This window comes from Nitratireductor sp. GCM10026969, from assembly GCF_042660605.1.
Lineage (GTDB): Bacteria > Pseudomonadota > Alphaproteobacteria > Rhizobiales > Rhizobiaceae > Chelativorans.
Genome location: NZ_JBHSUM010000233.1, coordinates 1 through 4,470 on the forward strand (window position 1 = coordinate 1; position 4,470 = coordinate 4,470).

Consider the following 4,470-nt stretch of genomic DNA (forward strand, 5'->3'; position numbering starts at 1 on the left):
GTTGCCGCGCTCCTCGACGAGATCGCGAGGCGCTTTCCCGCCGGCAGCCTGATCCACACGACGCGCTCCGGCCTCGTCGCGATCGATCAGGCGCGGACGGTCCCCGGCGAAGTCGCCTCCGCCAACTGGCATGCGACGGCGAGCCTCGTCGCGCGGCTGGCGAGCGATGCGCTCTTCGTCGACATGGGCTCGACCACCACGGACATCATCGCCATCAGGGACGGGAAGGTGATGAACGCGGGAGACAGCGATGCAGGAAGGCTCGCCACCGGCGAGTTGGTCTATACGGGGTTCGTCCGCTCCTTCCCCTTCGCGCTGTGCTCCAATGCCCCCGTCGGGGGCCGTTTCACGCCGCTGATGAACGAGTATTTTGCCACCATGGCCGACGTCCACCGTGTGCTGGGCGTGCTGCGCGAGACGGACGACCAGCACCGCACCGCCGACAACAAGGAAAAGACGCTGCCTGCCTCGATCACCCGGCTGGCGCGCCTCGCCGGCCGCGATGCGGATGATCTCGGCGCGGACGAATGGCGCCACATCGCCGCCTGGTTTTCCGAGCAGCAGCTGCGCCTCATCCACGACGCGGCCTATCTCGTGAGCGGAAAACTCGCCGATGATGCTCCCGTCGTCGGCGCGGGGATCGGCCGCTGGCAGATCGAGCGCCTCGCCCGACGCCTGGAGCGCCCGTTCTTGGACCTCGCCGCACTCATCCCGGCGGAGGAGAATGCGAGGATCGCCGCCAGCGACGCGGCGCCTGCGGCTGCCGTGGCGCTGCTTGCAAGCTGCTGATTCGAGGGTGAGATTGGATCGGATCAACCCGCTTGGCCGTCATCCCGGCCGAACAAAGTGAGAGCCGGGATCCCTTCCGCGACTTTGCCCCGTTCCGGAATGGATCCCGGACAGTCTCCGCTACCGCTCCGGCTTCCGGGATGACGCGTTGGAGGGATCCAACGAACCTTTTCCCTTCCTGATAATTGCTTCAAGATCGACATCCGTGCCGTAGTGCTCTGTCAGCCGCTTGTAGAAAGCGTGAGCGGGCTCGCGGCTGCTCTCGCTGGCTTCATATGCCTCGAGCGCCCGTTCCACGACACCGCGGACCGAGCGCTTTTCCCGAAGTGCGATCCTGTGGGCGATATCTCGCGCCTTGGCACTTCGGACGGCAAGTCGGGGTTTGGCCATTCTGGGTGCTCCTGTTTGCCGCAATGTGCGCCAAGCACCCATAGCCATCAAGATGGCAACAGATGGCTCGATGGCTGAAAATTCAGTCTAGCTTTCCCCCGCATCCGAAAAATGCGCGTCAACCCGCGCCATCAGCCAGTCCCAGGCCTCCCGCTCCTCCGGGCCCGCCGTTTTCTCCACGGCGATGGTGAGATACCCGATCTCGGCCTCGATCTTCTCGCGCGGGAGCATATGGAGGCGGCTTACCAGGATCGCCAGTTCGAGCACCGCCGCCTTGGCGCGGTTGAAGCCGGTAAACGGCGCGTGCGTTTCTTCGGCGGCGACACGGCACCGGAAGCGCGGCCTGAGTTCGTGCTCCTGGACCTCGGCCACTTCGAGCACCGAATGGGCAAGGGCCGCGGAAAGCCGCGGCACCGGGCAGCCTTCGACCGGGACGACCGGCCAGTCCTTGCGGCCGGTGAGACATCCGGCGAAGATGCGCACGTCGTCGATGTAGCTGGCGACCGCCACCGGGCGCTTCGACAGATTGTCGAGCGTGGCGGAGGGGCGGAAGGGGGCGATCACCCAGCCCTCACCCTCGGCGATGATGCCGAGCGGGGCGATGTGGACCTCGCCCGCCTCATTGACCGTCGTGATGATCGACTCGCGGATATAGGGCATCACTTGTCCCTTTCCTTCGCACGCAAGGTATGGCCGGCTTCGGCAAGGCGGGTGCGGTCCTCTTCGGGCGCAGGCGCGGCCACGCCCCAGGCGAGCGGCTCGTCCTGCACATAGCGCTTGCCGAGCCGCCAGGCGATCTCCGCCTTCATCAGTTCGGCGCCGAGATAGAAGGCATGCGCTCCGTCGGCCTCGACGCCGAGCTTGGGGAAGAGTTCGAAGGCATCCTGCGCCACGAAATGGCCTTTGCTCGAAAAGATGTGGATCCCGTCCGGCGCCGTCATGATGCGGAAATTGGCGTCGCGCACTTCCCCGGCCAGTGCGGCGATATCTTCAGGCGAGGCGGGGAAAGGCTTGCGGTCGTGCACCTGCAGGAGGCCCGGATGGTAGTCGCGCGGCAGCGCCCCGTCCTCCCGCGCGGCGAACATGATGCGGCGCGCCAGGTCGTGCTCCTCGACCGTCCTCGCCGTGTGCGGGCTCACATGGACCACCAGCACGTTGGAGATCGAAAGCTCCGAGCAGAGCCCGAGGAGAATCGCGGTGACGCCGGCGCTGTCGGCATCCGTCAGTTCCGTCAGGTTTCCCGTGCCCATCAGGAGCTCGGCCTGCGGCCAGCGCCGCCGGGTCTCGGCAAAGCGCTCGAGCGATTGCGTGAAACCGAAATGGATGGGGTCGAGCACGGGATCGGCGATGAAGCGGATGCCGTCTTTTTCCGCCGCCTCGATGGCACGGTCGAGCGAGGAAAGATCGCCGGGAACGGCCGGGATCAGGACCGGTGTCACCGGATAATCCCGCGCCAGCGAAAGCGTGTCCTCGGTGAGGCTCAGGAGATAGTCCGCGCCGGCCTCGGCCCCGGTCCGAAGTTCCTCGACATCGGCCGAGTCGACGCTGACCGTCAGCCCCCGCGCCTTCAGCGCCCGCACGGCATCGCCCAGATGCGGAAAGGGCGTGTCGGGCAGGCAGCCGAGGTCGATGATGTCGGCGCCGGCCGCGGCGAGCCCCCCTGCCCGCTCGACGATCGCCTCCACGTCAAGTGCGGCCGCGTCGACGATCTCGGCGAAGATGCGCAGGTCATGGCGCGACAGGTCCGGCGGCCGGCCTTCGCGGCCGAGGAAGGGCGGCAGGTCGGCGATCTCGTCGGGCCCGTGCTGGAAAGGCACGCCGAAATGGGCGGCGAGCCGATCCGGATCGCCGCGGAAGCGGCCCGGCAAAATGACCCGGCTTGCACCGTCGGGCAGCGTCACCCGGCGCTTGATGATCTCCTCGGTCATCAGCGCAGCGATCTTGACGCCGGTGTCGATGATCTCCCAGGCGAAGCCCGTCTCGCCCAGATCCTCGAGAAGCCGCTCGAGCCGCCGCCGCGCGAGGCGTCCCGTCAAGAAGACCAGCGTCTCAGCCATGGCCTTCCCGCTCGGCCTGACGGCGCGCGATCGCGGCTTCGAGATCCGCGAGGGATTCGACCACGGTCGTGTATTCGAAGCCCTTCAGGCGCTCGGTGTTTTCCAGATCGATGCGGCGCGGGAAGACCTTGACCATCCCGTGTGGTGCGCGCGTCAGAAGCTCCGGTGCGGTGTCGCAGGCAAAGACGATCGACGGGATGCGGCACTTGCCGGCTTGCGCGAAGACGTTGGTGGCGAGCGTGTCGGAAATGCCCCACACGCATTTGGCCACCGTGTTGGAGCTTGCCGGCGCGACGACCACCGAGTGGTAGACGCCGTGATAGAACTCGCCGACGGGGATGGCACTCGCCGTCTTGTCGTGGAGGACGCGCGTCGCATCCGGGAAGTCGAGCTTCAGCCCGTACATGCGCAAGACCTCGTCGGCCGCCCTGGAGACGAAGACGTCGCAGTGTTCGAGCTTGCGGATCATCCGGAAGCTCTCGATGAAGAAATGGCCCGACCCGGTCAGGACCCAGGCCCAGCGCGGTGTGTAGAGCTTCGCCATTCCTATCCCGCGTTCCTCGCAAGCACGGGCGTGCCGATCCTGACGCCCGGCAGCTTGCCGGCGGCAAGAAGCGCCCGCGCCGTGGCTGCATCTTCGGGGCCGGCAAGGTGAAAATCAATGCCGGCGGGCAGCATGGCGGAGAGACAGGCATCGACGACGCCCCGCCGCGCCAGGCTGTCGAGATCGTCTTCGGCGGAAAAATTCGCCGTTTCCTTGACGAGCAGCAGCGCTTCGCCACCGAGCCGGCCGGCAAGCCACGCGGCGAGCGAGTCGGAGGTGATGTCCCATGATTCGGGGATCGCGCGATTGCCGAGCGTCATGGCGGAGGGCAGCCACACGGGGATGCGCCCGGCAGCGGATGCCTCGGCGATCTCGGCGCATGTGCGGGCCGGTACGAAGCGCGCGGAAAGGTCGGCCAGGGCATGGCCGAACTGGTCCATCGCCAGGATCGCCATGGCATGCGCGGCGGAATCGGAGAAGCCGATGGGCTTTTGCGCCTTGCGCACCTGGTCGGCGAAGGGGCCGCCGCCCGGCACGATGGTAATCGCAAGGCGCGCGGCGGCAAGGGCATCGATCCATTCATGCAGGTGCGTGCCGAAAGCCGTGCTGCCGCCAAGCTTGACGACCGCCAGCTTCATCGGCCGACGCCCTTTCCGCGCCGCCCGGAGGCGTCCGCACCGCCGTGGCGCT

6 protein-coding genes are annotated in these 4,470 nt (G+C 67.1%); 1 reads left to right on the forward strand and 5 read right to left on the reverse strand.

From position 1 onward, the window contains the following. A partial coding sequence (locus tag ACFP9U_RS23995; RefSeq protein ID WP_378625298.1) for a hydantoinase/oxoprolinase family protein occupies nt 1-789 on the forward strand: 789 nt, incomplete at its 5' end. A 120-nt stretch (nt 790-909) separates the two neighbouring features. Here ACFP9U_RS23995 and ACFP9U_RS24000 read toward each other — a convergent pair. From ACFP9U_RS24000 to ACFP9U_RS24020, 5 genes are all read right to left on the reverse strand, one after another. Next, nucleotides 910-1,179 carry a plasmid stabilization protein gene (locus ACFP9U_RS24000; protein ID WP_378625299.1) on the reverse strand — a complete coding sequence of 90 codons (270 nt, stop codon included), beginning with the start codon at nt 1,177-1,179 and terminating at the stop codon, nt 910-912. Nucleotides 1,180-1,266: 87 nt separating this feature from the next. After that, nucleotides 1,267-1,839, reverse strand: coding sequence for a DUF447 domain-containing protein (locus ACFP9U_RS24005; protein ID WP_378625300.1), 573 nt, complete (start codon nt 1,837-1,839; stop codon nt 1,267-1,269). Beyond that, nucleotides 1,839-3,236 carry a DUF6513 domain-containing protein gene (locus ACFP9U_RS24010; RefSeq protein ID WP_378625301.1) on the reverse strand — a complete coding sequence of 466 codons (1,398 nt, stop codon included), beginning with the start codon at nt 3,234-3,236 and terminating at the stop codon, nt 1,839-1,841. The genes ACFP9U_RS24005 and ACFP9U_RS24010 overlap by 1 nt, the downstream gene beginning before the upstream one ends. Further along, a complete protein-coding gene (locus ACFP9U_RS24015; RefSeq protein ID WP_378625302.1) occupies nt 3,229-3,780 on the reverse strand; it encodes a flavoprotein in 552 nt (183 codons plus the stop codon). The genes ACFP9U_RS24010 and ACFP9U_RS24015 overlap by 8 nt, the downstream gene beginning before the upstream one ends. 2 nt (nt 3,781-3,782) lie before the next feature. After that, nucleotides 3,783-4,470, reverse strand: a 688-nt coding sequence (locus ACFP9U_RS24020) for a hypothetical protein (protein ID WP_378625303.1), incomplete at its 5' end; no start/stop codon positions are given.

Excerpts from the sequence above, each read along its gene's own strand:
- ACFP9U_RS24000 (WP_378625299.1), bottom strand. The coding sequence starts at position 1,179 with ATGGCCAAACCCCGACTTGCCGTCCGAAGTGCCAAGGCGCGAGATATC.
- ACFP9U_RS24005 (WP_378625300.1), bottom strand. The coding sequence starts at position 1,839 with ATGCCCTATATCCGCGAGTCGATCATCACGACGGTCAATGAGGCGGGC.
- ACFP9U_RS24010 (WP_378625301.1), bottom strand. The coding sequence starts at position 3,236 with ATGGCTGAGACGCTGGTCTTCTTGACGGGACGCCTCGCGCGGCGGCGG.
- ACFP9U_RS24015 (WP_378625302.1), bottom strand. The coding sequence starts at position 3,780 with ATGGCGAAGCTCTACACACCGCGCTGGGCCTGGGTCCTGACCGGGTCG.